Source organism: Tsukamurella sputi, assembly GCF_007858445.1.
Lineage (GTDB): Bacteria > Actinomycetota > Actinomycetes > Mycobacteriales > Mycobacteriaceae > Tsukamurella > Tsukamurella sputi.
In genome coordinates this window covers 86,637-111,430 of sequence record NZ_VIGV01000003.1, presented here as the reverse complement: position 1 = coordinate 111,430, position 24,794 = coordinate 86,637, and the positions used below count along the sequence as shown (strand labels likewise).

At 70.1% G+C, this 24,794-nt stretch carries 23 protein-coding genes; 12 read left to right on the top strand and 11 right to left on the bottom strand.

Annotation, left to right across the window (positions count from 1 at the left end):
* Position 1: 1 nt before the first annotated feature.
* From wzt to FK268_RS09990, 3 genes are all read left to right on the top strand, one after another.
* Positions 2-796, top strand: coding sequence for a galactan export ABC transporter ATP-binding subunit Wzt/RfbE (gene wzt, locus FK268_RS10000; RefSeq protein WP_146433620.1), 795 nt, complete (start codon positions 2-4; stop codon positions 794-796).
* Entirely contained in the window at positions 789-1,700 is a 912-nt protein-coding gene (gene glfT1 / locus FK268_RS09995) for a galactofuranosyltransferase GlfT1 (protein WP_146433618.1), read from the top strand. The genes wzt and glfT1 overlap by 8 nt, the downstream gene beginning before the upstream one ends.
* A gap of 79 nt (positions 1,701-1,779) precedes the next feature.
* On the top strand, positions 1,780-3,414 hold the full coding sequence (locus tag FK268_RS09990; RefSeq protein ID WP_146433616.1) for an acyl-CoA synthetase: 1,635 nt from the start codon (positions 1,780-1,782) through the stop codon (positions 3,412-3,414).
* 19 nt (positions 3,415-3,433) lie between these two features.
* Here the strand turns inward: FK268_RS09990 and FK268_RS09985 are convergent, their stop codons facing one another.
* The 6 genes from FK268_RS09985 to FK268_RS09960 all read right to left on the bottom strand — a co-directional run bounded on the left by FK268_RS09985 (position 3,434) and on the right by FK268_RS09960 (position 9,061).
* A complete protein-coding gene (locus FK268_RS09985) occupies positions 3,434-4,645 on the bottom strand; it encodes an MFS transporter (protein WP_146433614.1) in 1,212 nt (403 codons plus the stop codon).
* Entirely contained in the window at positions 4,638-6,137 is a 1,500-nt protein-coding gene (locus FK268_RS09980) for an FAD/NAD(P)-binding protein (protein ID WP_269434226.1), read from the bottom strand. Before FK268_RS09980 ends, FK268_RS09985 begins: the two co-directional genes overlap by 8 nt.
* 149 nt (positions 6,138-6,286) lie before the next feature.
* On the bottom strand, positions 6,287-7,891 hold the full coding sequence (locus FK268_RS09975) for a glycosyltransferase family 39 protein (RefSeq protein WP_146433610.1): 1,605 nt from the start codon (positions 7,889-7,891) through the stop codon (positions 6,287-6,289).
* Positions 7,888-8,325, bottom strand: coding sequence for a GtrA family protein (locus FK268_RS09970; RefSeq protein ID WP_146433608.1), 438 nt, complete (start codon positions 8,323-8,325; stop codon positions 7,888-7,890). Before FK268_RS09970 ends, FK268_RS09975 begins: the two co-directional genes overlap by 4 nt.
* A 30-nt stretch (positions 8,326-8,355) precedes the next feature.
* Positions 8,356-8,856 carry a hypothetical protein gene (locus tag FK268_RS09965; RefSeq protein ID WP_146433606.1) on the bottom strand — a complete coding sequence of 167 codons (501 nt, stop codon included), beginning with the start codon at positions 8,854-8,856 and terminating at the stop codon, positions 8,356-8,358.
* Positions 8,834-9,061 carry a helix-turn-helix transcriptional regulator gene (locus FK268_RS09960; protein ID WP_146433604.1) on the bottom strand — a complete coding sequence of 76 codons (228 nt, stop codon included), beginning with the start codon at positions 9,059-9,061 and terminating at the stop codon, positions 8,834-8,836. The genes FK268_RS09965 and FK268_RS09960 overlap by 23 nt, the downstream gene beginning before the upstream one ends.
* Before the next feature lie 150 nt (positions 9,062-9,211).
* On the opposite strand from FK268_RS09960, the gene FK268_RS09955 reads away from it, so the two are divergent.
* Entirely contained in the window at positions 9,212-9,472 is a 261-nt protein-coding gene (locus FK268_RS09955; protein ID WP_146433602.1) for a hypothetical protein, read from the top strand.
* 14 nt (positions 9,473-9,486) lie between these two features.
* Positions 9,487-11,322: a glutamine--fructose-6-phosphate transaminase (isomerizing) gene (glmS, locus tag FK268_RS09950; protein ID WP_146433600.1), complete on the top strand. Its 1,836-nt coding sequence runs from the start codon at positions 9,487-9,489 to the stop codon at positions 11,320-11,322.
* 11 nt (positions 11,323-11,333) lie between these two features.
* Here glmS and FK268_RS09945 read toward each other — a convergent pair whose 3' ends face one another.
* The 4 genes from FK268_RS09945 to doeB2 are packed head-to-tail and all read right to left on the bottom strand — an operon-like array spanning position 11,334 to position 16,390.
* Positions 11,334-12,713 carry an NAD-dependent succinate-semialdehyde dehydrogenase gene (locus FK268_RS09945; RefSeq protein ID WP_146433598.1) on the bottom strand — a complete coding sequence of 460 codons (1,380 nt, stop codon included), beginning with the start codon at positions 12,711-12,713 and terminating at the stop codon, positions 11,334-11,336.
* Positions 12,710-13,960 carry an ectoine hydrolase gene (doeA, locus tag FK268_RS09940; RefSeq protein ID WP_231707014.1) on the bottom strand — a complete coding sequence of 417 codons (1,251 nt, stop codon included), beginning with the start codon at positions 13,958-13,960 and terminating at the stop codon, positions 12,710-12,712. The genes FK268_RS09945 and doeA overlap by 4 nt, the downstream gene beginning before the upstream one ends.
* Positions 13,957-15,210, bottom strand: coding sequence for an aspartate aminotransferase family protein (locus FK268_RS09935; protein WP_146433596.1), 1,254 nt, complete (start codon positions 15,208-15,210; stop codon positions 13,957-13,959). Before FK268_RS09935 ends, doeA begins: the two co-directional genes overlap by 4 nt.
* A 34-nt stretch (positions 15,211-15,244) precedes the next feature.
* Positions 15,245-16,390 (bottom strand): N(2)-acetyl-L-2,4-diaminobutanoate deacetylase DoeB2, encoded by a 1,146-nt coding sequence (gene doeB2 / locus FK268_RS09930; protein ID WP_146433594.1) that lies wholly within the window; start codon positions 16,388-16,390, stop codon positions 15,245-15,247.
* Between the two features lie 126 nt (positions 16,391-16,516).
* Here doeB2 and FK268_RS24185 point away from each other — a divergent pair, with 126 nt between their 5' ends.
* Positions 16,517-16,723 (top strand): sigma factor-like helix-turn-helix DNA-binding protein, encoded by a 207-nt coding sequence (locus FK268_RS24185; protein WP_158636083.1) that lies wholly within the window; start codon positions 16,517-16,519, stop codon positions 16,721-16,723.
* Here FK268_RS24185 and FK268_RS09920 read toward each other — a convergent pair.
* Positions 16,704-17,864, bottom strand: coding sequence for an acyl-CoA dehydrogenase family protein (locus tag FK268_RS09920; protein ID WP_146433590.1), 1,161 nt, complete (start codon positions 17,862-17,864; stop codon positions 16,704-16,706). The two genes, FK268_RS24185 and FK268_RS09920, sit on opposite strands and share 20 nt — an antisense overlap.
* Before the next feature lie 111 nt (positions 17,865-17,975).
* Here FK268_RS09920 and FK268_RS09915 point away from each other — a divergent pair, with 111 nt between their 5' ends.
* The 6 genes from FK268_RS09915 (at position 17,976) to FK268_RS09890 (ending at position 24,746) form a co-directional block, all read left to right on the top strand.
* Positions 17,976-18,587 (top strand): TetR/AcrR family transcriptional regulator, encoded by a 612-nt coding sequence (locus tag FK268_RS09915; protein WP_146433588.1) that lies wholly within the window; start codon positions 17,976-17,978, stop codon positions 18,585-18,587.
* Positions 18,588-18,655: 68 nt separating this feature from the next.
* Positions 18,656-20,086: a decaprenylphosphoryl-beta-D-ribose oxidase gene (gene dprE1, locus FK268_RS09910; RefSeq protein ID WP_146433586.1), complete on the top strand. Its 1,431-nt coding sequence runs from the start codon at positions 18,656-18,658 to the stop codon at positions 20,084-20,086.
* Between the two features lie 29 nt (positions 20,087-20,115).
* Positions 20,116-20,877, top strand: coding sequence for a decaprenylphospho-beta-D-erythro-pentofuranosid-2-ulose 2-reductase (dprE2, locus tag FK268_RS09905; RefSeq protein ID WP_146433584.1), 762 nt, complete (start codon positions 20,116-20,118; stop codon positions 20,875-20,877).
* Between the two features lie 42 nt (positions 20,878-20,919).
* On the top strand, positions 20,920-22,809 hold the full coding sequence (locus tag FK268_RS09900; RefSeq protein ID WP_146433582.1) for an arabinofuranosyltransferase: 1,890 nt from the start codon (positions 20,920-20,922) through the stop codon (positions 22,807-22,809).
* A gap of 2 nt (positions 22,810-22,811) precedes the next feature.
* A complete protein-coding gene (locus tag FK268_RS09895) occupies positions 22,812-23,639 on the top strand; it encodes an SDR family NAD(P)-dependent oxidoreductase (protein WP_146433580.1) in 828 nt (275 codons plus the stop codon).
* Positions 23,640-23,723: 84 nt separating this feature from the next.
* Positions 23,724-24,746, top strand: a complete 1,023-nt coding sequence (locus FK268_RS09890; RefSeq protein ID WP_146434506.1) for an ABC transporter substrate-binding protein — start codon at positions 23,724-23,726, stop codon at positions 24,744-24,746.
* Positions 24,747-24,794 lie beyond the last annotated feature (48 nt).

Sequence of the window (24,794 nt, the reverse complement as noted above, 5' to 3'; positions counted from 1 at the left end):
GATGAGCGTTTCCATACGGACGCAGGACGCCTGCGTCGACTTCCCCGTCTTCGACGCCAAATCGCGGTCGCTCAAGCGGGCCGTGATGGGTTCGGCCGGTGGCACGGTGATGGCCGACGACCACGTCGTCGTGGTCGAGGCCCTGCGCAACATCACCATGAGCCTCGACGAGGGCGACCGCGTCGGCCTGGTCGGCCACAACGGCGCCGGCAAGTCGACGCTGCTGCGCCTGCTGGCCGGCATCTACGAGCCCACCCGCGGCACGGCGGCGGTCAAGGGTCGCGTGGCCCCCGTCTTCGACCTGGGCGTCGGCATGGACCCCGAGATCTCCGGGATGGAGAACATCATCATCCGCGGGCTGTTCCTCGGGCAGACCCGCAAGTCGATGCAGCGCAAGGCGGACGAGATCGCGGAGTTCACCGAGCTCGGCGACTACCTCTCCATGCCGCTGCGCACCTATTCGACGGGCATGCGGGTCCGGATCGCCCTCGGCGTCGTCACCTCGATCGATCCCGAGATCCTGCTGCTCGACGAGGGCATCGGCGCCGTCGACGCGGAGTTCATGCGCAAGGCCCGCAAGCGCCTGCAGGCGCTGGTCGAGCGTTCGGGCATCCTCGTCTTCGCCTCGCATTCGAACGAGTTCCTGGCGCAGCTCTGCGACCGCGCGATGTGGATCGATCACGGCCAGATCCGCCAGGAGGGCGGTATCGAGGAGGTCGTGACCGCCTACGAGGGCGCCGAGGCCGGACTGCAGGTCCGCACGGTCCTCGAGAAGATCGCGGCCGAGGATGACTGACGACCGGAGCACCGTCGTCGCGGTGGTGGTCACGCACGACCGCGCGGAGTTGCTCGCGAAGTCGCTCGACGTCCTCAGCTCGCAGGAGCGCCCCGTCGACCACCTGATCGTGGTGGACAACGCGGCACAGGAGCAGGTGCGCGCGCTGGTCGCAGCGCAGCCCGTCCCCACCACTTACCTGCCCTCGCAGTTCAACCTCGGCGGCGCCGGCGGCTTCGCGCTGGGCATGCTGCACGCGCTCGCGCTGGGCGCCGACTGGATCTGGCTCGCGGACGACGACGGCCGCCCCGAGGGGCCGAAGGTCCTGGCCACGCTGCTGGAGTGCGCGCAGCGGCACGGCCTCGCGGAGGTCTCCCCCGTGGTCGCCACGATCGACGATCCCGAGACGCTCGCCTTCCCACTGCGCCGCGGCCTGGTCTGGCGGCGCAAGCGCTCCGAGCTGATCGACCCCGAGGCACCGTCGGACGACGTACTGACCGGGATCGCCTCCCTCTTCAACGGGGCGCTGTTCCGCAAGGACACCGTCGCGGCGGTCGGCGTGCCCGACCTGCGGCTGTTCATCCGCGGCGACGAGGTGGAGATCCACCGCCGGCTGGTGCGCTCGGGCCTGCCCTTCGGCACCTGCCTGACCACCGCCTACCTGCACCCGAACGGCGCGGACGAGTTCCGGCCGATCCTGGGCGGGCGCATGCACACGCAGTACCCCGACAACGAGACCAAGCGCTTCTTCACCTACCGCAACCGCGGCTACCTGCAGTCCCAACCCGGGATGCGCAGACTGATCCCGCAGGAGTGGGCGCGCTTCGGCTGGTTCTTCCTGGTGCAGCGCCGCGACGTGGCCGGCTTCCGCGAGTGGCTGCGGCTGCGCAAGCTCGGGCGCGACGAGCGGTTCACCCGGCCCTGATCCGCCCGTGGTCCGACGATCCGGACCACTATTGAAGCCCCCTCAACAAAGCGCGGACGATGCCTCTATCATCGTCGTCATGGGAACGAGCCTGGTCTCCGATCTGTTCGCACAGGGCCATGCCCTCACGCGCATGCTGCAGCGACGGGTCGTCGACCCCGCGCGCCCCGACGTGGCGCTGCGCGCGCTCGGCTACAACCGGCAGTACGGCCCGCAGGCCGCCCTGGTGATCAAGGGCGCAGCCGAGAACCCCGATCGCACCGCCATCGTCGACGAGCGCGGCTCCCTGACCTACGCGCAGTACGAGGCGCAGTCGAACGCGCTGGCCCGCGGGCTCCGCGCCTCCGGCCTGAAGTCGGGCGACGTCATCGCCGTGCTCGCCCGCGATCACCGCGGCCTGCTGCTCATCATCAGTGCCGCGGCCCGCGCCGGCATGCGCCTGGCCATGATGAACACCGGCTTCGCCAAGCCCCAGTTCGCCGAGGTCTGCGAGCGCGAGAAGGTGCAGGCCGTCTTCCACGACAGCGAGTTCACGGCGCTGCTCGACGCGCTGCCCGATGACATGCCCCGCTATCTGACCTGGGTCGACGACGCCGACTCGGTGCCCGAGGGCGCCCAGACCATCGACCAGCTGGCCGCCGGCCGGGACGCCAAGCGCGTGCCGCCGCCCGAGAAGCAGGGCGGCTTCATCATCCTCACCTCCGGCACCACCGGCCTGCCCAAGGGCGCCACGCGCAGCAAGGTGCCCTCGCTGGCCACCGCGATGCTCGTGGACCGCATCCCGTTCCGCCGCCGCGGCACCATCGTCGTCGCCTCGCCGATCTTCCACTCCACCGGCTTCGCCATGTGGTCCGCCGGGATGTCCGTCGGGTGCACCACCGTCACGATGCGCCGCTTCGACCCCGAGAACACACTGAAGCTGATCGCGGACAACCGCGCCGACATGCTGGTCGCGGTGCCGACCATGCTCACCCGCATGCTGAGCCTGCCCGCGGAGACCCTCGCGAAGTACGACACCAGCTGCCTGAAGTCGGTCGTCGTCGCCGGGTCCGCCGTCTCCCCGGAGCTGTCGGAGAGGTTCCAGGACGTCTTCGGCGACGTCCTCTACAACGTCTACGGCTCCACCGAGGTCGCCGTCGCCACCGTCGCCACGCCGCGCAACCTGCGCACCGCTCCCGGCACCGTCGGCAAGCCCCCGGTCCTGACCACCGTCCGGCTGTACGACGAGAACGACGCGCTCGTCGAGGGCGTCGGCAAGCGCGGCCGCGTCTTCGTCCGTGCCGGCGCGCCCTTCGAGGGCTACAGCGACGGCCGCACGAAGCAGATCATCGACGGCCACCTCTCGTCGGGCGACATGGGCCACTGGGACGAGCACGGCCTGCTGCACATCGACGGCCGCGACGACGACATGATCGTCTCCGGCGGCGAGAACGTCTACCCGCTCGAGGTGGAGAACCTGCTGGTCACCCGCGACGACGTGGTCGAGGCCGCCGTGATCGGCGTGCCCGACCCCGAGTTCGGCCAGCGGCTGCGCGCCTTCGTCGTGATCGACGGCGGCGCCCCCACCGACGACGAGGCCCTGGCCAAGGACCTCAAGGATTTCGTCCGCGGCAACCTCGCCCGGTTCAAGGTGCCCCGCGACGTCGTCTTCCTCGACACGCTGCCCCGCAACCCCACGGGCAAGATCGTTCGCCGCGAGCTGCCGAAGGACTGATCGGAGCTGGCCGGCCCTCTCAGCCGGTGCGTCGGGTCGTCCCCCACACGACCGCACAGAGGACGAGCAGGGGCAGGCCGATCGCGACCGACGTGCTGAGCGCGGACCTCAGGTGCAGCGCCTCGATCAGCACGGAGTAGACGGCCCCGGCGCCCATCTGGAGGAAGAAGAACAGGCCGGCGCCGACGCCCTGGGCCTTGAGGTCCAACTCCAGCAGGCCCGCCTGCGCGAAGGGGATCGACGCACCGACCCCGAGGAACCCGATCGCGAGCGGCACCACGACCGCGGCGGCGGTCGGGACCCCGGTCGCGGCGAGCGCAACGAGGGCGGCCCCACCCAGCGCCGAGCCGATCGTGCACGCCCGCACCGCGGTCCGTGCCTCGGCGGCCCGGCGGATCACGACACTCCCGGCGATGTACCCGAGCGCGGGGACGATGAGCAGCAGTCCGTACTGGATCTCCGTGGCGCCGTGCAGCTCCTGCAGGATGAACGCGGACTGCTCGATGAACAGGAAGTAGCCCATCCAGGCCAGCGAGATCACCACGGCGTGACGATGGAATCCCCGACGCGACAGCGCTTCCGCCACTCCGCGCCCGATGGCACGGGGCGAGGGGGCGACGGGCGTCGACGGGGAGGCGCTGGGTACCAGCCGGAGGAAGGCGAGCGCGAGGACCAGGCCGACCGCGGCCAGGCCGAGGAACAGCGCCCGCCACGGCGCGACCTGTACGAGCGCCGAGCCGAAGAAGGGCGAGAGCGCGGGCGTCGCGGCGATCACGATCGACAGTGAGGTGAGCAGGTGCATCCGGGCGTCGGCCGGGTACCGACGCTGGATCACCAAGCGGCACAGCACAGTCGCCGAGGTACCGCCCACCGCCTGCACGAACCGCGCCACGCCGAGCACCGCCACCGTCGGCGCCGCGGCGGCGAGGACACCGCCGAGGGCGAAGAGGACGAGCCCCAGCGCCTGCAGTGCCCGCGCGTCGTACCGGTCGGCCAGAACGCCCGCAGCGAACATCGAGACCGCGTAGCCGGCCATGTAGCAGGACAGCGTGAGCTGGACCGCGGAGACGCTGGTGTGCAGATCGATCGCCATCTGCGGCGTCGACGGGTTCAGCAGGCTCAGTCCCAGCTGCGGCGCGGTGACCGCGACCAGCAGCATCACCGTGGTCCACCTGCCGGGCATGATCACGGCCGCCTCCCGTCGCTCCGCGACCGTGCTCGCCTCAGCCACCGGCCACCACCCGCAAGGGCTCGGGCTGCGCGACAGGGGTCGCCCGCTCCGCGATCGACCGCGCCACCGCGCGGGCCCGGCGGCGGATCTTGGCGATGCTGCTGATGTAGTACAGGTCCCCCGAGGCGATCTCGCCGAGCGCGTACAGACCTGGCACCGAGGCACCGTCGCGGCCCACGATCGAGTTGTCGTTCACGTTGATCCGCAGCCCGCCGTACGGGTTGCGCCGCGCGGTACCCGCGTAGACGAGCGAGGAGACCAGGCTCGCCGCCGCGCCCGACGGTGCGCCCGCCGGCGTGCGCGTCGCGTTCACCACGTGCTCCACGGCCTCGTCGCCGTCCGCGCTGCTGACCACCAACCCGGAGGACGACGGGGCGACGTCGCGGACGCCGTGCCGCACGGTCAGCGAACCGTCGACCACCATGGACCCGAGCACCTGCGCGCTCCGCGCCGGCAGCGGATTGGCGAGAGCCTGGAAAGGGGCGTGCACCGTCGCGACCATGGCGGAACGCGCCGACCGGGTCATCGCCGACCACAGGTCGTTGGCGTAGTACTGCGCCACGCAGATCACGAGGCGCTGCACCTCGGGCGCGATCGACGCCGCCCTGCCGGAGAATCCCGCGAGCCGCGGGCCGGCGGGCTCCGAGATCGCCTGGAACGCCGCCCGCACCTCGGATCGCCGCAACCCCTCACCCACCGCGAGGTAGTCGACGATGTTCACCACGTCCTCCCACTCGAGGCCGCCGTGCCTCAGCTGCACACGCCGGATGAGAGCACCGACGTCGGGATCGAAGTCGAGCGGCTCGAGATCACTGCGCACGTCGGGGAGGATGCCCTGCCGGGAGGCCATCAGGAGGTGCCCGGTCCAGTTGCGGGAGCGGACGGCCAGCGCGACGTCGATCGCGCTGAGCCCGGTCCCGATCACGGCGGCGCTCCGGCCGGCCAGCACGTTCGGCAGCCAGTCGTCGACGGGGTACGGATCCTGCGTGTAGTGCTCGGTGCCCTCGAGCCGGTACGGGTCGGCGGGCGGGCTCGACCCGAGCGCGAGCACGACGATGTCGTGCCGGTAGGTCTCGGGCGGGAATCCGGGGCGGTGGACCACGAGACGCCAGACGTCACCCTCGCGCGCCGCGTCGGTGACGCGGCCGGTGATCCGGGTCAGCGAGTCGCCGAAGTCCAGAGCGCGGGCCTGGGTGCACTGCCGCAGGTAGCGGCCGTAGGCCCAGCGCGGGACGAAGCTGTGGCCGCCGTCGAGGAGCAGCTCCGGATGGTTACTGCGGCACCAGTCCACGAACTCGTCCGGGGCCTCCGCGGAGATCGACATCGCGAAGGCCTGCCGGTTGAGCAGGGCCGAATCGGACTCCTCGGCGTAGGCGCGGCCGGGGCCGATGACCCGGTCGGCGTACACGGAGACGGACAGATCGTCGCTCACCGGGAGCTGCCGCAGCAGGCTCACGGCAGCGGCACCTCCTCCGACGATCCCGACTGACACCACGACGCTCTCCCCTCGATCGTTACCTGTGCGTAACGATCGTCGCGAAGGGTGCCCCCGCGGGCAAGCATGGATATCTCACACCGGACAAGGGTGGACACGACCGACAAAGTGGTATATGTGCCTAACGAATTGTTCGGTCGCGGCTTTCACCAGTAGGTATGCACCGTGTGAGGGAGCGGCTGCGGGTCCGGCCCGACCGCCGGCGGGGGCTGCTGCAAACGCACCACCTGGAGGATGTGGAACTGCTCCTGGTGCACCACCGCGAGGCCGCCGTAGTCCAGGGAGACCTGCATGTCGGAGCCCATGAACCGGGACGGGCGGAAGGTCCACCACAGATTCCCGTTCTCCTGCCGGAAGTCCTCCTCGGCGCGGTCGGCGTCGGTGAGCACCCAGGCGGCGGTGCACTCGTCGGCCGCCCACGACGCCCACTGGTTCACGCCCTTCTCCTTGTCCCAGAGCTTGCCCTCGGTCCGGCGGTCACCGTCGTTGCCCATGTCCCGCAGGCCGTCGAACATCCCGGGAAGTCCGTCGTGCGCGATCCGCAGCGAGGGCCACGCCCAGCTCGGCTGCACCTGGAAGAAGACGCAGTCGCCGGGGCGAGCGTTGTCGCGGATGTACCGCGCCGCGTAGCTGAAGTCGCTGCCGCCCGGCTTCGAGAGCGGGCTGTGCTGCCACAGGTAGCCCGGTATCGCCGCCACCGTCAGCGCCGTCAGGAGCGCCGCGCCGGCGAGCCGCGGGCGCGGCAGTGCCCGCGCCACCGTCGTCACCGCTGCGGCGAGCACCAGCACCACCCCGGGCACCGTGAAGCTCACGTACCGCCCCACGTACGACGGGACCACGGGCGAGACCAGCAGGATCGCCGCGAGCGGCACCAGCGCCCCGGCCGCGCCGTACCGGAGCGCAGGAAGTAGGTCCGACGGGACGCCGCCCCGCCACCACAGCACCGCGGCGACCGCGAGGACGAGCCACGCCGCCACCGCGAAGGCGCACGAGTGGTCGAACCACTGATCGACCAGGACGTTCTGGAAGATCCGCCAGCCCGGCCACTGCAGCCATGAGACCTGGTCCCGCTGCGTCGCGGCGAGGATCGCGACGGGGCTCGCGAGGGCGATCGCGGACGCCGAGACGATCAGTGCCGGCCGCAGCACGGCGCGCGTGCGGGTCCGCGGATCCAGCGCGAACGCGACTGCCACCGCCAGGACGAGGGTCGCGGAGTAGAGGAAGAGCACCGTCGCGAGCAGCAGCGCCGAGCCGTAGGCGATCCAGGCCCGCCGCACGGTCCGCACGCCCGACGGTGCCGTCGCGAGTGCGGTCTCGGCGGCGCGGTGCGCCGCGATGAGTACGAGCGCCGCGGAGGCGATCACCCACGCGTAGGACCGCGCCTCGACGCCCGCCCAGGTGATTCGCGGCAGGATCAGCGCGACCACGCCCGCGACCAGCGCGAAGCTCTCGCCGCCGAGCCGTCGTGCGAGGACGTGACAGGCCGCGACCGCCGCACCGACGCCGAGCGCGGAGAACGCCCGCAGCGCGGTCTGGTCGAGACCGAACACCAGGGAGAAGGTGCGGACGGCCCAGTAGTAGAGGCCGTGCACGGCGTCGATGTTGGTCAGGAGGTGCCACAGCTCGCCGGGCGAGCGGTCGATCGCGGACGCGGTGGCGAGTTCGTCGAACCACACCGACGGGCGGCCGCCGTGCCACAGCGAGAGCAGGACGCCGGCGAGCGCGAGCGCCCAGGGAGCCGCGCGCCTCACATCAAGCGGAAGATCACCGTGCGCTGCACGATGAAGTTGACGACCGTCGCCGTTCCCTGGGCGATCACGAAGGCGACGAGCCGGTTGACGTAGCTGCCGATCCCGTCCTCGGGCGGCGGGAAGAGCGTGTAGAAGGCCATGTAGAGACCGAGCTGCACGCCGTACATGGCGATGTAGAGCGCCCACACGGCGATCAGTCGCTTGGTGGAGGGCTCGGCCCGGAAGGTCCATCGCCGGTTGAGCAGGTATGCGGTGGTGGTGCCGCAGACGAAGCCGATCGTCTTGGCGAGCGCCTCGTCGAGACCGAGGAACTTACCCAGCAGCAGCGTCAGCCCGAAGTCCACGACCGCCGAGAAACCACCCGTCAGCACGAAACGGATCAGCTGGGTCTTGAGATCGAGGTGTTCCCGATCGGCCGCTTCGGAGGTGGTCACGAGGTCATAGCGTACTTCAGAGATCCTTCGTCATTCGAATACGTCGTCCGGCTCCGACGGATCTTCGTGCTGCCGCTTGCCGATCAGATAGGCGGCCCACGCCGCGCCCGCGCCGCAGATCGCGCCCACGACGCCGCCCGCCAGAGTGGCCGCATCACCCTCGAGGACGCCGAGCTTCGCGGCGAGGATCACGGCCAGCGCCAGGTAGAGCGGCACCAGCGTCACGAGACCGACGATCCGCCGCCGGCCCGTGTTGAACGCCGCCGCGATCGAGTAGTAGGCCACGCCGTGCCGCGCGCAGTAGCGCTGCACCGAACCCATCTGGATGAGACCGGGGGCCAGGGCCGCGACGATCGCCGCAGCGATCGCCCCCTGCAGCGCCGCGAGAACCGCGACCGCCAAGAAGGCGTAGGTGGCCCAGAAGAAACCCACCGACGAGGCCCGGTAGTACTCGTCGCGATTGCGTTCGTCGCCCCAGGCGGGGTCCGACGGTGCCAGAATGTACTGCTCAGCGCGGGTCAAGGGCGCCATGGTTCTCCTCCTCCGGTAACGGGAACAGCTCTTCGACGGTGGACTCGAGCGCCCTGGCGATCTTCAGCGCGAGATACACGCTGGGGGCGTAGTCGCCCTTCTCGACCGAGACGACCGTCTGCCGGCTCACACCGACCGCAGCGGCCAGATCGGCCTGGGTGATCCGCTGAGCGCGCCGTCGCACTCGCACCGGGTTCTCGTCCACACCACGAAGTCAAGCAGCCTTGACATATCGTGTCAAGCATTCTTGTCATGATGCCCGCTTGCAGCCATCGTTGAGACGATTCGGTCTCATTTCTGCCCGAAACCGGGCAGATAATTGACAGCACACCGTCGGGCCCGCAAGATCGACATCGTGCCGGACAGCGATCTCGTGGATCACATCGCGCGGACCACGGGGCTCTCCGCCGCCGAGGCCGTGCGTGTCATCGACGACGTCACGGCGTACTACCGGGAACCGGTCGAGGAGTTCGTCCGCCGTCGCCACCGTGACCTCCAGGGTCGCGGCGCCAAGAACGCGGAGATCTTCGCGACCCTCGCCGACGAGTTGAGCAGCCGGCTCGTCGCCGCCCCGGACCTCACCGAGCGGCAGCTGCGCCGCCTCGTCTACAGCTAGGAGCCCGCCTCAGCATGTGCGGAATCGTCGGATACATCGGTGGCCAGACGGCCGTGGACATCCTCGTCGACGGATTGACCCAGCTCGAGTACCGCGGGTACGACTCGGCGGGTATCGCCGTCCTCGGCCCGTCGGGCGCCAAGCGCGTCCGCAGCGTCGGCCGCGTGCGCGACCTGGAGGCCGCGCTGCCGAAGCGCCTCGCCGGCAAGACCGGCATCGGGCACACCCGGTGGGCGACGCACGGCGCGCCGTCGGAGGCCAACGCCCACCCGCACACGTCCGCTCCCGACGCCAACGGCGACGAGCGGATCTTCGTGGTGCACAACGGCATCATCGATAACGCACGCGACCTGCGGATCGAGCTCGAGGCCGAGGGTGTGGAGCTCACGTCCGACACCGACACCGAGGCCGTGGCGCACCTGATCGCCCGCAGCGGTGCCGAGACCCTCGAGGACGCGGTCCGCGCGACCCTGCACCGGCTCAGCGGAACCTACGCGCTCGCAGTGATCGACACCGCGCACCCCGACCGGATCGTGGTCGCGCGCAACGGCTCCCCGCTGATCCTGGGAGTGGGCGACAAGGAGATGTTCGTCGCCTCCGACATCTCCGCCGTGGTCCGGCACACCAGCCAGGTGGTCCACCTGGACGACGGCGAGTGCGCCACCGTCACCGCGTCCGGCTTCCGGATGTTCAGCGCCGACGATGCCCGTGCGGTCGCGAAGTCCGCCACCACCGTGGACATCTCGCCCGACGAGCTGGAGCTGGGCAACCACAGCCACTTCATGCTCAAGGAGATCGCGGAGCAGCCGCAGTCGCTGGAGCGCATGCTCTCCGGCCGGCTCGACGAGCGTTTCGCCACCGCCCGCCTCGACGGCCTGAACCTGGACGCGCAGGCCATGCGGCGGTTCAAGCGGGTCAAGATCCTGGGCTGCGGCAGCGCCTACTACATGGGCCAGCTGGGCGCCTCGCTCATCGAGGAGCTCGCCCGCATCCCCGCGGATGCCGAGCCCGCCAGCGAGTTCCGCTACCGCAACCCCATCGTCGAGCCAGACACCCTGTACGTCGCGGTGAGCCAGTCCGGCGAGACCGCCGACACCGCGTTCGCGGTCCAGGAGGTCAAGCGCAAGGGCGGCACCATCGTCGGCCTGGTCAACGTGGTCGGCTCCACCATCGCGCGCGAGGTCTCGGGCGGCATCTACCTGCACGCCGGCCCCGAGGTGTCCGTGGCCTCCACCAAGGCCAACACGCACATGGCGGTCGGCTTCGCGCTGCTCGCGCTCGCTCTGGGCCGTGTCCGCGACCTCTCGATCACCGACGGTACGCGGATCGTCAAGGGACTCAAGGCCCTGCCTGCGCAGATCGGCGAGATCATCAACGAGCCCGGGGACGTCGAGGAGGCGGCGAAGCTCCTCGCGCAGGCGCCCAGCCTGTTCTTCATCGGCCGAGTGCGCGGCTACCCGACGGCCCGCGAGGGCGCGCAGAAGTTCAAGGAGATCAGCTACCGCCACGCCGAGGCCTACCAGGCGTCCGAGCTCAAGCACGGACCGCTCGCGCTGATCAGCCCGGAGATGCCGACCGTCGCCATCGTCCCCGACGACGAGCTGCTGGACCGCAACATCGGTGCGCTGCACGAGATCGCGGCGCGTGGCGGTGACATCGTGGCGATCACCAATCCCGGTGTCGAACTGCCCGAGTCGAAGGTGACGCTCACGGTGCCGAAGAACGAGCCGGAGCTGGATCCGATCCTGCTGATGATCCCGACGCAGCTACTGGCCTACTACGCCGCGCTCAGCCTGGGCCTCAACATCGACCGGCCCCGCAACCTGGCGAAGTCGGTCACTGTCGAGTAGCCGCCGCGAGGTCAGTCCCGCTTGGGGCCGACCCAGACCTGCTGGGCGTTGACGAACTCGTGGATGCCGGCACGGCCGAGTTCCCGGCCGTAGCCGGAACGCTTGATCCCGCCGCTGGGCAGTCGCGGGTCGGTCTTGACGATCCCGTTGACGCTGACCTGCCCGGCTTCGAGTTCGCGGGCCATGGCCTCGCCGCGCGCCGTCTCCGTCCAGACGCTCGCGGCGAGGCCGTACTGCGTCGCGTTCGCCAGGTCGACGGCGTGCTCCGCGTCGACGGCCGTCATCACCGCGGCGACGGGTCCGAAGGTCTCCTCGGCGCAGGCCGCCATCCCCGGCCGCACCCCGGTGAGCAGGGTCGGCGGGTAGTAGAAGCCCGGGACGTCGGGCACCGTGCCGCCGAGCAGGCAGGTGGCGCCGGCGTTCACCGTCTCCGTCACCTGGCGGTGCAGCGCGTCCCGCAGATCGGCGCGCGCGATCGGCCCCACCTGCGTGTCGTCGTGCCGTGGATCGCCCATCCGCAGCGCCGCGAGCCGAGTGCGGAGCGCCTCGACGAGCTCGTCGTGCACCGGCCGCTCGACGATGATGCGCTTCGCCGCGATGCAGGACTGGCCGGCGTTGATGATCCGGGACAGCGCCAGCGTCTCGGCGGCGGCCTCGATATCGGCGTCCGCCAGCACGATCGACGGGTCGGAGCCGCCGAGCTCCAGTACGGCGGGCTTGATCTCGGACGCGGCCACCGACGCCACCGCGGCGCCGGCGCGATCGGAACCGGTGAACGAGACCGCACGGATGCGCCGATCGCGGATCACCCCCTCGACGTCGGGTGTGGCCACCGGGAGGGAGGCGAACACCCCGTCGGGCGCACCGACGGCACGGAACGCCCCGGCGATCGCGGCGGCGCAGCCGGGCACGTGCGGGTCGTGCTTCATGACGCAGGTGTTGCCCGCCATGAGCGCGGGAGCGCAGAACCGGAAGGCCAGCCAGAAGGGTGCGTTCCACGGCAGCACGCCGAGCACCGGCCCGAGCGGCAGGTACTGCACGTAGCTCGACGTGGCGTCCGATTCGACGACGTCGGGCGCGAGGTACTGCTCGCCGTGCTCCGCGTAGTGCTCCGCGGCCCACGCCGCCTTGATCACCTCGCCCCGTGCCTCGGTGATGGGTTTGCCCATCTCCTCGGTCATCACGTAGGCGTAATCCTCGATGCCCCTGCGCAGCTCGGCACCGACGTCGCGCAACAGCCGCGCCCGCTCCGCGAATTCCGTCCGCCTCCAGTCGCCGAAGGCCGTCTCGGCCCGCTCGAGCGTCGCCTCGATCTCGGCGGGGCCGGCGGCCGGCACCTCGCGGAGGAGTTCCCCCGTCGAGGGGTCGATCACGGTCAGCATCGTCGTCATGGCAGCACCTCCGCCTCGGTCGTGTCCTCGTGCGGCCCTTCGCCGACGACGGCGCCGTTCACCGCGGCCGGGGCCGAGGGGCCGCCGTCGTGCACGGTGAAGTCCTCGTCCAGCGTGAAGAAGGATTCGCACCCGTCCTCGGTGATCCGGATCGTGTCCGAGATGCCGACGGTCTTGTCCCCGTCGACGCCCCACATCCACGGGATCACGTGGAAGGTCATCCCCGGCTCCAGCGCGGTGAAGTCACCCGGATTGAGGCTGAGGATGTAGCCCTCGTCCCAGGAGGGCGGAAAGGCGATGCCGATCGAGTATCCGGAGCGCGTCACCAGGCGCGCCCCGACGGTGTTGTCCGAGATGATGCGGCGCACCAGGGAATCGGCGTCGGAGACCGTCATGCCGGGGCGCATGAGGGACTTCAGCTCGGAGAGTGCGAGCTTCATCCGCTCCTGCGCCTCGTGCATCGAGGGCGAGAGCTCGCCGTTGACCGCCGTGCGCATGAGTGCGGCGTGGTAGCGACGGTAGCAGCCGCCGACCTCGAGGAAGACGTGCTCTCCCGGCTCTATCGTGCGGCCCTCCCACGTCGCGTGCCCGATCATCGACCGCGGCCCGGATGCGACGTAGGGCATCACGGCGGGGAACTCACCGCCGGCGCGGAACATGGCAGCGCTGATCGCCGCCGCCACGTCGTTCTCGGTATTGCCCGGCACCGCCGCCTCGAGCCCCGCCGCCATGCCCGCCTCGGCCGCCCGGGCGGCCCGGCGCATCACCGCGATCTCCGCCTCCGACTTCGTCGCCCGGCCCGCCTCGACGATGCCGAAACAGTCCATGAGCACGCCCTGCTGGAAGGAGGTGTGCACGCGGTCCTGCTGGTAGGCCGGGAAGAAGTAGCTGTTGCGCTCGTAGCCCACGCGTTTGGTGCCGAGCCCGCCCTCCTTGAGGGTGAGCACCAGCTCCTGGATCGCGTCGCCCGTATCGGGATACGGGCGGGTGCGCTCGACCCACGTGCGCGCGATGACATTGGACTCCTCCATCGCGCGGGTGATCATCACCGGCTCGTCATCGAGCGGGACGACGAGCGCCTGGAAGAAGGAGTAGCCGGTGGTCTGGTAGTCCGTGAGGTACATCAGATTCTCGGGATCCGTGATCACCACCGCGTCCAGCCCGCGCTTGTCCATCCGCTCGCGCAGTTCCCCGAGCCGCCGCTCGTACTCCTCGGGTGGGAAGGTCATGTCGTCGCGTCGCTTCATCGCGCCACCTCCGTCACCGCCGCGTCGAGCAGATCCAGGCCCTCGGCGAGATCCTGCTCCGGGATCGTCAGCGGCGGGATGAGTTTGAGTACCCGACCTCCGCTTCCGCAGGGCCCGATGAGGAGCCCGGTGTCGAAGCAGGCCTTCTGCACGGCCTTCGCGAAGGCCCCGTCGCCGGTGTCGAGGGCCTGCATCATGCCCTTGCCGCGCACCTCCCAGTCGCGATCCGGGTGCGCCGCTGCGATCGCAGCGAGCCGCTCCCGCATCGTCTCGCCCTTCGCCGCGACAGCGGACATCAGCTCGTCGTCGGCGAAGTAGTCGAGGGCGACGGTGCCCGCCACCATCGACAGGCCCTGCCCGCGGAAGGTGCCGGTGTGCGCGCCGGGCGACCAGTGCGCGTCGACCGCGGGCTTGTTCAGGTTCATCGCGATCGGTGTGCCGAAGCCGCCGAGCCCTTTCGCGAGAGTGATGATGTCCGGGTCGAGGCCGTACCCGTCGAAGCTGAAATAGCTACCGGTGCGCCCGCATCCGGCCTGGATGTCGTCGATGATGAACAGCGCGCCGGTCTCCCGGGCGAGATCCTGGACGGCGTGCAGCCAGTCGGCGCTCGCGACGTTGACTCCGCCCTCCGCCTGTACCGCCTCCACCAGGAAGGCCGCGGGCGCGGTGTGCCCGCTGGACGGATCCGCCAGCGCCGCCGCGTAATCCGCGAGGGCGGTCTTGCCGCCGGGCGCGGTCTCGAAGGGCAGCCGCACCACGTCGCGCAGCGGGACGCCGGCCCACTGGCGGAAGGCCTCGTTCGCCGTCGCTGCCAGGGCGCCGAGCGTCATGCCGTGGAAGCCGTGGCTGAAGGCCACCACTTCCCGTCGGCCGGTGGCCAGGCGCGCGAGTTTGAGCGCCGCCTCCACTGCGTTCGTGCCGGTGGGACCGGTGAACTGCATACGATGATCCATGCCGCGCGGCGCGAGGATCACGTCGTGGAAGCGGGTCAGGAAGTCGCGCTTGGTGGTGGTGTAGGTGTCCAGGCTGTGCGCGACGCCGTCGGCCTCGATGAACTCGATCATGGCACGCTTCATCGCCGGGTTGTTGTGCCCGAAGTTGAGCACGCCCGCGCCGGCGAAGAAGTCGATGTAGCTCTTCCCTGCCTCATCGACCTGTCGCGCGTTGGACGCGGACGCGAAGACGGTGGGGAAGTTCCGGCAATAGCCGCGAACTTCCGATTCCCAGTTCTCGAAGGCAGCAGTGTCCATGCGAATCCCTTTCGTTCCGTGCATCTCTCAGTGATCAGGGCGGCTCCGGCGCACCTGCCAGAGCCACGAGCAGGCGCGCCGCGGGGTCCAGCAGGGCATCGTCGAAGTCGTATTCGGCGCTGTGCAGCGGCGCGGCGGTGCCGGAGCCGAGCAACGCGAAGGCACCCGGGATCCGCCGCAGGTAGTAGCTGAAGTCCTCCGAGGCGAGGACCGGCACGGCGGCGGATGTCGGCCAGTCCGGACCGAGCACCGTCGACAGGCGCCTCCGCAGTTCCGCTGCGGGACCGGGGTGGTTGACGGTGGCGCCGTAACGCTCCGTCGTGACCACCTCGGCGCGCACCCCGTGGGCAGCGGCGGTGGCCCCGGCGATCTCGTCGATGAGGGAGAAGACCGCGGTCCGGGCATCGTCGTCGGCGGCGCGCACACTGCCCGCCAGCGAGGCCTCGTCGGGGGTGACGGTCGCGGCACTCTCGGCGAGAAGCGAGGTCACGGCCACGACCGCCGCCTGCTGCGGGGAGGTGCGGCGCGCCACGATCTGCTGCAGGGCGACGACGACGGCCGCGGCGGCGAGCACCGGATCGCGGGTGGCCTCGGGCTGCGAGGCGTGGCCCCCGCTGCCGATCAGCCGGACCTCGAAGGTGCCGTTCGCTGACATCACGGGGCCGTCGGGACACAGTGCCCGGCCGAGCGGCAGCCCGGGCCAGTTGTGCCAGCCGAAGACGACGTCCACGCCGTCGAGCGCACCGTCGTCGATCATCCCGCGCGCGCCGTGCCCGCCCTCCTCAGCCGGCTGGAACAGGAGCGTGACCGGCCCGGGGAGCACGGTCTCGTGCGCACGGAGCCAGCGCGCCGCGGCGAGCAGTGCGGCGGTGTGGCCGTCGTGCCCGCACGCGTGCATGACGCCCTCGACGGTGGACGCGTAGGGCAGGCCGGTCGCCTCCCGGATCGGCATGGCGTCGAGGTCGGCGCGCACTGCGATGTGCCGCCCCGGCGCAGCCGGAGCCAGGCGGACGACGGTGCCCGTGCCCGCGCAGGCGCGCCAGCTCACGCCGATCGCGTCGAGTTCCGTACGCACGGCCTCGGCGGTGGTGTGCTCCGCCCAGGCGAGTTCGGGGCGGCGATGAAGTTCGCGTCGGAGTTCGGTGGCCCGGGCAACGGTCTCGGCCCAAGAATCTTTCATCGGACCTCCTCGGATCACGTGTCCGTCTCAGTCCCTTTCAACGTACCGCGATCCGGCGAACTGCGGAGCGCACATCCACCGAACGGTGGATGTGCGCGTGCGAACGCGTGTCTAGCGTTTGCGATCATGGAAGTCAGGCCCCGTGCGGCTGACGCGCGCCTGCGGGCGGCGTTGCCACCCGAGCTGTATCGGGTGCTGCATCTGCGCGTGATCGAGCGCCGCACGATCGAGGAAACCGCAGGCCTGCTGAGGATTACGCCCGACGCGGTTCGCCTGCGCCAGCATCGGGCGATGGAACGGATCCGCCGCGACCTCAGAGCCCGCGGGCGATGAGCTCCTTCATGATCTCGTTCGTTCCGCCGTAGATCTTCTGCACCCTCGCGCCCGCGTACAGCTGGGCGATCGGGTACTCCATCATGTAGCCGTAACCGCCGAAGAGCTGCAGCACACTGTCGATCACGCGGCACTGCATGTCGGTCGCCCACAGCTTCGCCATCGACGCCGTCGCCGCGTCCAACGTGCCGTCGATCGCGCGGCCGATGCAGTGGTCGATGAGCGTGCGGCCCGCGAAGACCTCCGTCTTGGCCTCGGCGAGCACGAACTTGCTGTTCTGGAAGTCGGCGATCGGCCGGCCGAAGGCCTTGCGCTCCTTGGTGTACGCGATGGCCTCGACGACCGCCTTCTCCGCGGCGTCGACGCCGCCGATGGCGATGCTCAGCCGCTCGCGCGGGAGCTGCCGCATCAGCTGATAGAAGCCCTGGCCCTCGACACCACCGAGGAGGTTCGCAGCCGGGACGCGCATGTCCGTGAAGGAGAGCTCGCGCGTGTCCTGGCCGTGCTGGCCGATCTTCTTGAGCACGCGACCCCGCTCGAAACCGGGGAGGTCCTTCGTCTCCGCGACGATGAGCGAGATGCCCTTCGCGCCCTGGGACGGGTCCGTCTTCGCGACGATGATCAGCAGGTCGCAGTGGCTGCCGTTGGAGATGAAGGTCTTCGAGCCGTTGATCACGTACTCGTCGCCCTCGCGCACCGCCGTGGTGCGCACGGCCTGGAGATCGGACCCGGTGCCGGGCTCCGTCATCGCGATCGCCAGGACGGCCTCCCCGGACGCCGCCTTCGGCAGCCAGCGCTGCTTCTGCTCCTCGGTGCCGCAATCGTCGATGTAGTGGGCGCAGATGGTCGAGTGCACGCCGTAGCCGAAGGCACCGTCGCCCGAGAAGACGAGCTCCTCGAGCACGACGGTGTCGTGCCCGAAGTCGCCGCCCGCGCCGCCCAGGGCCTCGGGGAGCTCAGTACAGAGCAGCCCCGCCGCGCCGGCCTTGTTCCAGAACTCGCGATCCACCTGGTGCTGGTCGGCCCAGCGCTCCTGATTCGGGGTGGCCTCCCGGCGGAAGAACTCCGCGGCGTGCTTGCGCAGCTCGGTGTGCTCGGGGGTCTCCCAGGCGGGGCGGTAGTCGGGGAACAGTGCGGTCATGGGCTTCTCTTCTCTCCGCGAACAGCGATGCAATACATTTGTATAGTCACCGATGCGTCTGTATAGCGCAACCCTCCGCCGCTACGCTCGTGCGGAGATGAAGGGACAACCGTGACCGACCTCCCCGCGTCGAACGACGACCTCACCGCCAAGGCGCGGATCCGCAACGCCGCGCTCGAACTCTTCGCCGCGCACGGGGCGAGCGCCGTCTCGCTACGGGCCGTCGCCGCGCACGCCGGGGTCACCGTCGGCCTGGTGCAGCACCACTTCACGACGAAGGACGGCCTGCGCAGCGCGGTCGAGGAGCAGATCGTCGAGTACCACGCCCGGGCCATCGCCGCCGTGCCCGACGAGGGACCGCCGGCCGAGGTCGCCGCCGCCCGTGACGCATCGGTCCGGGAGATGCTGGCCCAGCATCCCGCCGTCGTGGACTACCTGCGCCGTTCCTTCCTGGACCCGAGCGGCTCCGAACTCCTCATCCGGCTCACCGAGCTCGGCCGCAGCGAGGTCGTCCGGCTGCGCGCCGCGCACCTCGCCTCCACCGACCGACCCGAATCGGACCAGGTGATCGGCCTGATGGTGCGGCAGATGGGCACTCTGTTCCTGCAGCCGCTCGTCGACGCGATGTGGGAGCACCTGCGTGAGCCCGGCGCACCGTCGGAAGCGAAGCCGGTGCTGTCCGTGACCACCGAGCCGGGGAGGCGGACCACGCCCTCGGTGTGACCAAGACGAGGTCACAGCCTCCGCAACCTCAGCATCGACTCAGGTTGAGCGCGGTAATCTGATGGGCGATGTCCGAGACAACTCTTCCCTATCTGCCCATCTCGACGCGCAAGCTGGTGGGCTGGTCGCGCACCACGCCGATCGAGGGTCACGTGCTGTCCACGCCCGACGTGGACCAGATCGCTCGAGCGGTGGCCGTGGTCGCCGACGCCGAGGCCGATAAGCCCGCCTACCTGCGACGCGGCGTGATCGCCCGCGGCCTGGGGCGCTCGTACAACGAGTCGGCGCAGAACACCGGCGGCCTGACCATCGACATGACGCCGCTCAACGCCATCCACGACATCGACGCCGAGAGCGCGATCGTCGACGTGGACGCCGGCGTCGATCTCGACACCCTCATGCAGGCGGCTCTGCCCTACGGCCTGTGGGTGCCCGTGCTCCCGGGCACGCGCCAGGTGACGATCGGCGGCGCGATCGCGCACGACATCCACGGCAAGAACCACCACAGCCAGGGCTCGTTCGGCAACCACGTGCTCGAGATGACGCTGCTCACGGCCGCCGGCAAGGTGCTCACGCTCACGCCGACGGGATCGCCCGACGATCCCGACGGCGAGTTGTTCTGGGCCACCGTGGCCGGCGTCGGCATGACCGGCATCATCCTGCGCGCGAAGATCCAGATGAAGCGCACCGAGAGCGCCTACTTCATCGCCGACACCGAGCGCACCAACTCGCTGCAGGAGACCATCGATCTGCACCTGCAGGACGGCTTCGAGGACGGCTACGAGTACGCGTCCGGCTGGTTCGACGCGATCAGCGCACCGCCGAAGCTGGGCCGCGGCACGTTCTCCCGGGGCAACCTCGCCACGCTCGACGAGCTGCCGGAGAAGTACCGCAAGGACCCGCTGAGCTTCAACAACAAGCCGCTGATCAGCTTCCCCAACGTCTTCCCCAACGGGCTGGCGAACAAGTTCGACTTCTCGCTGGTGGGCGAGGCCTACTGGCGCGCCGGGCCGCCGAGTACGGGCAAGGTGAAGAACCTCGCCGGCTTCTACCACATGCTCGACGTCTTCGGCGGCTGGAACAACGCCTACGGCCGCACAGGCGGCTTCTGCCAGTACCAGTTCATCGTGCCCACCGGCAACGAGCCCGAGTTCATCAAGCTCATCGAGGACATCCAGGCGTCGGGACACGTCAGCTTCCTCAACGTGATCAAGCTCTTCGGCGACGGCAACCAGGCGCCGCTGAGCTTCCCGTTCAAGGGCTGGAACGTGTGCCTCGACTTCCCCGTCAAGCGGGGCCTCGCCGAGTTCCTCAACGAGCTCGACGTGCGCATCATGGCCATGGGCGGCCGCCTGTACACGGCGAAGGACTCGCGCACCACCGCGGAGCGCTTCCACGCCATGTACCCGCAGATCGACCAGTGGATCGCCACGCGGCGGCGCATCGACCCCACCGGAGTGTTCATCTCCGACCTGGGCCGCCGCCTCGAACTCGCCTGAGCCTCACGACCGCAAGGAATGAAGAGAACATGAAGAACGCCGTGGGCGTCCCCCAGTCCATCCTGCTGCTCGGCGGCACCTCCGAGATCGGCCTGTCGATCGTCGAGGAGTACATCGCGAAGGGCACCCGCCGCATCGTGCTCGCCGCGCTGCCGAACGACCCGCTGCGCGAGCAGGCCGTCGCCCAGGTCGAGGCCGCCGGCGCGACATCGGTCGAGGTCGTCGACTTCGACGCCACCGACTTCGACGGTCACGAGAAGACGATCGACGCCGCCTTCTCCGGCGGCGACATCGACGTCGCGATCGTGGCCTTCGCCCTCGATTTCGACGCCGAGGAGCTGTGGCAGAACCAGCGCAAGGCCGTCCTGCTCGCGCAGGTCAACTACACCGGCGCCGTCTCCGTCGGCGTGCTCCTGGGCCAGAAGATCAAGGAGCAGGGCCACGGCCAGATCATCGCCATGAGCTCGGTCGCCGGCCTGCGCCCCCGGCGCAGCAACTTCGTCTACGGCTCCTCGAAGGCCGGCTTCGACGGCTTCTACCTCAACCTCGGCCAGGCGCTGGAGCCCTTCGGCGGCTCGGTCCTCGTGGTCCGGCCGGGCATGGTGCGCACCAAGTTCTCCGCGCACGTCAAGGAGGCCCCGCTGACGATCGACAAGGACGTCATCGGCAAGCTCGCCGTCGACGCCGCGATCAAGGGCAAGTCGCTGGTCTACGCCCCCGCGCCGTGGGGCTTCGTCAGCTTCGGCCTCAAGAACATCCCGCAGCCGATCTTCCGCAAGCTCCCCATCTAGGCATCGCGTGGAGCCACGTCGCCACCGTCTACGCTGGCCCGCGTGACAAGAACGCGCACCGGCACCGTCGCCCCGACAGCACCACCCCGGGCCCGGGACCTGGCCGTCGACCTCGCCGCCGCCGCGATCCTCGCGGCGGCGGTCGGCGTCGTCGGGTGGTTCGCGATCAGCACCGTCGAGTGGCCCGCGTACAGCAGTTCCAACGTCACGCGCGCCTTCGCGACCGTCTTCCAGGTGGTCGCGATCGCCGTGCTCGCCGGCTGCGCGGTGCTCCTGTCGCGATCGGTTCCGGCCTGGCAGGCCCGCGTCGCTCGGCTGCTCTCTTTCGCGACGCTGGCCGGCTTCGTCACCGTCACCCTGGGCCTGCCACTCGGCGGCACCAAGCTGTACCTGGGCGGGATCTCCGTCGATCAGCAGTTCCGCACCGAGTACCTCACCCGGTTCACGTCCTCGCCGCGGCTGGCGGACATGACCTACATCGACATGCCGCCGCTGTACTCCCCCGGCTGGTTCTGGCTGGGCGGCCGCTTCGCGAAGATCTCCGGCATGGCGGGCTGGGAGGCCTTCCAGCCCTGGTCGATCATCTCCCTCGCCGTCGCGGCCGCGGTCGCACTCGCGCTGTGGCTGGTCGTCGTCAGCCCCGCCCGAGCACTCGCCGCGACCCTCGCGACCACCGTCGCGATGCTGCTCTACGGTTCCGCCGAGCCCTACGGCGCGGCGGTGGCGATCGTCATGCCACCGGTGCTGATCGTCGCCTGGTACGCGATCCTGCGCGGCCATCGCGGCGCGCTCGCCCTGGTGGGCGTCTACCTCGGTATCGCGGTGTGGTTCTACACCCTGTACCTCGGCGTCGCGGCCTTCGCGGTGGTCCTGATGGGCGTCGTCGCCCTGGCCGCCACGTGGCTGCGCGAGCGCCGGTTCGAATGGCGCTACCCCGTCCGGGTCGCGGTCATGGGCGTCATCGCGATCGCGATCGGCCTCCCCGCCTACGGCCCGTTCCTGCTGCGCGTCGCGCGCGACGGCACCGACTCGAAGGGCTCCGCCTTCCACTACCTGCCCGAGCAGGGCTCCGTGCTGTCGCTGCCGATGCTGCACTTCTCGCTGCTCGGCGCCCTCGCGCTGATCGGCATCGGCTGGATCCTGGTGAAGGCGCGCGGATCCCTGACCGCCCAGGCGCTGGGGCTGGCCGTAGCCGGCTCCTATCTGTGGGCGCTGCTGTCGATGGTCGCCTCGCCCGCGGGCACCACCCTGCTCGGCTTCCGCACCGAACCGGTGCTGCACATCCTGCTCGCCGCCGCGGGCGCGCTCGGCGCCGTGACCATGGTCGGCGCACTCGGCGACGGCTACCCGCGCTACCGCGACGCGGGCGTCGTCCTCGGCGTGCTGGCCGCGATCGGTGTGGCGCAGACGATTCCCGCGCAGCTCGCCGGCGAGATCGCCGTCGCCTACTCGGACACCGACGGTGACGGCCAGCGCGGCGACCGCCGCCCCGCGGGCGCGGAGGCCTCGTACAAGGACGTGGACGCCGCCATCCTGTCCGCGACCGGCAGGCCCCGGACCGACACCGTCGTCCTCACGGCCGACTACGGCTTCCTCGCGGTCTACCCCTACTGGGGCTTCCAGAACCTGACGTCGAACTACGCGAACCCGCTGGCGCACTTCACCGCCCGGTCGGCGGCGATCGAGTCGTGGGCGAAGCTAGACAAGCCCGACGAGCTGATCAAGGCGCTCGACGAGACGCCCTGGCGCGCCCCGGACGCCTTCGTCTTCCGACGGTCCGCCGACGGCCTCTCGCTGCGTCTGGCCGAGGACGTGTACCCGAACGACCCGAACGTGCGCCGCTACACCGTCGTCTTCCCCGAGAAGCTCTTCGAGGACCCCCGATTCACCGTCACCGAGACGGGCCCGTTCGTCGTGATCGTGAGGAAGTGACCATGTCCCTGTCCCGTTCGGTGCGCGATCTGATGCAGCGCCGCAGCCTCCTGCCCGAGTCCGTCGACGCCGCACTGTCCGGCAAGGGCCGCACGCTCCGCGGCCTGCGCATCGTCATCACCGGCGCGTCGGCCGGCATCGGCCGCGAGGCCGCGCTGCAACTGGCCGAGCGCGGCGCGCACGTCATCGCGGTCGCGCGGCGCGAGCAGGAGCTCGAGGAGCTGTGCGCGCTCACGGGCGGCGAGTACCGCGTGTGCGACCTGACCGATAGCGACTCGATCGACGGGCTGCTCACCGACCTCGGCGAGGTCGACGTTCTGGTCAACAACGCGGGCCACTCGATCCGGCGGACCATCGCCGATTCCACCGAGCGCTTCCACGACTACCAGCGCACGATGAACCTCAACTACTTCTCGGCCGTGCAGCTCTCACTGGGCGTGCTGCCCGGGATGATCGAACGCGGCCGCGGGCAGATCGTCAACGTCTGCACCTGGGGCCTGCTCGCCAACACCTTCCCGAAGTTCTCGGCGTACGCCGCGTCCAAGAGCGCGCTCGCGATCTTCGGCCGCAGCCTGAACGCCGAGCGGCCGCATCCCGGAGTGCACGCGACCAACGTCTACTTCCCGCTGGTCCGGACGGAGATGATCGCGCCGACGGCCGAGTACGCGGGGGCCTCGGCGCTCGAGCCCGACGAGGCCGGCCGATGGATCGTCCGGGCCGTCACGCACCAGCCCGTCGAGGTCTCGCCCGCGGCGCTGCGCGCTCTACTGCCCGTCGTCGACCTGCTCTCCCCGACGACCTCCGACCGGACCATCTCGTCGCTGACCTGACGCGCCCCCACGGCGGGGCTCAGCCATTACCCGACGAAACTTTGATTTGCCTCACCTAAGGCTTGGGATACGCTTCGGCGCGTGATGACACGATCCCTCGCCCGCCGGCTCGCGCCCGCGGTCGTCCTCCTCGCCGCCACCGTCGGCATCAGCTCCTGCTCGAACTCGAACGACGACGCCAAGAACTCGGGCAACACCGAGGTCGCCACCGGCGGCGAGCGCTTCGGCACCGCGGACGCCGAGACCGCGAAGCTCGGTACCGACACCGCGCCCGGTGTCTTCCCGCGCACGATCAAGCACGCGCGCGGCGTGACCGAGATCCCGAAGAAGCCGGAGCGGATCGTCGTCCTCGACAGCGGCGAACTGGACTCCGTGCTCACGCTGGGCATCAAACCCGTCGGCATGGTCACCACCGACGGCGCGAGCCCCGTCCCGACCTACCTCGCCGACAAGGTGCAGGGCGTCGAGACCGTCGGCAAGAACACCACCCTCAACCTCGAGGCCATCGCCAAGCTCAAGCCCGACCTGATCCTGGGCAGTCAGCTGCGCGTGGACAAGCAGTACGACCAGTTGAAGGCGATCGCACCGACCGTCTTCTCCATCCGGCCCGGCTTCCCGTGGAAGGAGAACTTCCGCCTGATCGGCGCGGCCGTCGGCGAGGAGCAGAAGGCCAAGGACGCGCTGAACTCGTACGCGGACAACGCGAAGGCGCTCAGCGCGAAGTTCACCGGCGCCAAGCCGACCATCTCGCTGGTCAGGTTCATGCCGAACCGGCTGCGTCTCTACGGCAACAAGTCGTTGATCGGCGTGATCCTGCAGGACGCGGGCCTCCCGCGGGCGGGGAACCAGGGCGTCGACGAGCTCGCCACGGAGATCTCGCTGGAGAACATCTCCCAGGCCGACGGCGACTACATCTTCTACTCCAGCTACGGCACGCCGGAGAACACCGGCGAGACGGCGGCGCTGGCGAATCCGGGCTGGCAGCAGCTCACCGGCGTGCAGAAGGGCAAGGCCTTCCGCGTGGACGACGACATCTGGTACCTGGGGCTCGGCCCGACCGGCGCGAACCTCATCGTCCAGCAGCTGGGCGAGTACCTGGCGAAGTAGCGATGCCGGGTGGCGTCCGGGTGCCCGGCACCCGGACGCCACCCACCT